The 2,179-nt window shown below is 70.8% G+C and carries 2 protein-coding genes and 1 pseudogene; 2 read left to right on the forward strand and 1 reads right to left on the reverse strand.

What is annotated here, in order from left to right; all coding sequences use genetic code 11:
- Positions 1 to 180, reverse strand: a pseudogene (locus IY392_RS07805) (succinic semialdehyde dehydrogenase); the annotation flags it as partial.
- Between the two features lie 102 nt (positions 181 to 282).
- On the opposite strand from IY392_RS07805, the gene IY392_RS07810 reads away from it, so the two are divergent.
- Both IY392_RS07810 and IY392_RS07815 read left to right on the forward strand, forming a co-directional pair.
- Positions 283 to 1,077 carry a MerR family transcriptional regulator gene (locus IY392_RS07810; RefSeq protein WP_194860900.1) on the forward strand — a complete coding sequence of 265 codons (795 nt, stop codon included), beginning with the start codon at positions 283 to 285 and terminating at the stop codon, positions 1,075 to 1,077.
- Positions 1,078 to 1,192: 115 nt separating this feature from the next.
- Positions 1,193 to 2,083: an oxidoreductase gene (locus IY392_RS07815; RefSeq protein ID WP_107755433.1), complete on the forward strand. Its 891-nt coding sequence runs from the start codon at positions 1,193 to 1,195 to the stop codon at positions 2,081 to 2,083.
- The last annotated feature ends 96 nt before the right edge of the window (positions 2,084 to 2,179 follow it).

Raw genomic sequence — 2,179 nt, forward strand, 5'->3', positions numbered from 1 at the left:
GGCCCGTCCGACCGCGGCCACCACGTCGTCGGCGGTCCCCGCCGGGATCTCGGCGAGCGGCGTGCCGGTGAAGACCTCCTCGATCACCGTCGACTCGCGACTCGACGGATCGGCTCGGAACTCGGGGATCGCGACGAGGTCGCGCAGTCGGTCGTAGACACGTGATGTGGGTCGGCTCATACCCCGATATTACCGACGAGTAAGCCCCCGCGGTACCGACCGGCCCTTGACCCTGACGTCGCGTCAGGGCCCAGGGTGGCCGATGTGAGAGATGCTGGAGGAATGACGAGGAGCGAGGGCCTCACCGTGGGCGCGGTCGCCGAACTGGTGGGCGTGAGCATCCGGACCCTGCACCACTGGGACCGGATCGGGCTGGCACCGGCCAGCGGCCGGACGTGGTCGGACTACCGGGTGTACGACGACGACGACGTCGCGCGCATCCACCGGATACTGGTCTACCGCGAACTCGGCCTTCCGCTGGCCCAGATCGGTGTGCTGCTCGACGACCCCGACGTCGACGAGGCGGCCCACCTGTCCCGGCAGCGCGAGCTGCTCCTCGAGCGGATCTCTCACCTGCAGGAGATGGTCTCCGCAGTAGACCGCCTGAAGGAGGCGATCGCAGTGAACACGCCACTGACCCCCTCGGATCGTGCCGAGATCTTCGGTACCGACTGGAACGAGGAATGGCCGGACGAGGCCGAGCGACGGTGGGGCGACACCCCGCAGTGGGAGCAGTCGCAGCAGCGGACAAAGGGGATGTCGAAGGAGGACTGGCGACGGGTCAAGGCGGAGACGGACGCGCTGAACGCCGACCTCGCCGCCGCGAAACGGGCCGGCGTCGACCCGGCCTCGCCCCGGGCCGCGGGGTTGGTCGAGCGGCATCGGGCGTCGATCGCGACGTTCTACGACTGTTCGCGGTCGATGCAGGTGCTGTTGGCCCGCATGTACCGCCAGGACCCGCGCTTCAGCGAGACGTACGACTCCCTCGAGCCGGGACTGACCGAATGGCTCGAGGCCGCCGTCGAGGCCGATGCCCGCGCGCACGGCGTGGACCCCGACGCCGCCACCTGGGGCTGACCCGCCCGGTTATGCGGCCTGTTCGCCCGGAATGCGACCGACCATGCGCCACGAACGGTCCATTCCGGGCGCGCAAGCCGGCCGGCGCGGGGAGGCGCGTGCGTAGCCTGGGCGCATGACCAGTCGATGGACCACCGCAGACATCCCCGACCAGACGGGCCGGACCTTCGTCATCACCGGCGCCAACGCAGGCCTCGGGCTCGAGTCCACCCGGGCGCTCACGGCGGCGGGCGCCCGGGTCCTGATGGCGTGCCGGGACACCGACCGCGCCGAGGCCGCGCGGGCCGGACTGGCCCACCCCGATCGTGCCGAGGTCGTCCAGCTCGACCTCGCCGACCTGGACTCGGTCCACTCCGCGGCCCGGGTCTTGGCGGACCACCGGCCCGACGTGCTGATCAACAACGCCGGGCTCATGAACATCCCGCCGTCCCGCACGGCCCAGGGCCACGAGATGCAGTTCGGGGTGAACGTGCTCGGCCACTTCGCACTCACCGAGAAGCTCGTGCCGGTGCTCACCGACCGGGTGGTGTGGCTCGGTTCGATGATGCACAAGCGGGGCACGGTGGACCCGGACGATCTCGACTGGACCCGCAAGAAGTACTCGCCGATGGGGGTCTACGCGGCCACGAAGCTGGCCTGCGTCATGCTCGCCTACGAGCAGCAACGCCGGTTCGACGCCACCGGATCATCCCTCAAGGCGGTGGCCGCGCACCCCGGGTACTCGGCCACCAACCTCCAGTACCGCAGCGGCAGCCGGGTCCAGGATCTGATGATGCGGATCGCGGAGAAGATCCCGTTCCTCGTCCAGCCCGCCGAACGGGGCGCCCTGCCCCAGCTGTACGCGGCCACCGTCCCCTCCGTGCCCGGTGGCGCGTACGTGGGCCCCGACGGTGTCGGCGAACTGAGCGGCTACCCGAAGATCGTGCAGTCCACCCGTGCCTCGCACGACCGCGCGGTCGCACAAGCACTGTGGGAGCGGTGCGAGGAGATGGCCGCAGGTCGGTGATCAGCGGCTGAGAACCCCCACAGGCTCAGCCGCCGGCCCGATCTCGCGGCTCAGCCGCCGGCCCGATCTCGCGGCTCAGCCGCGGCGCCTCGACCC

The sequence above is a fragment of the Dietzia sp. SYD-A1 genome (assembly GCF_015356725.1).
Classification (GTDB): Bacteria; Actinomycetota; Actinomycetes; order Mycobacteriales; family Mycobacteriaceae; genus Dietzia.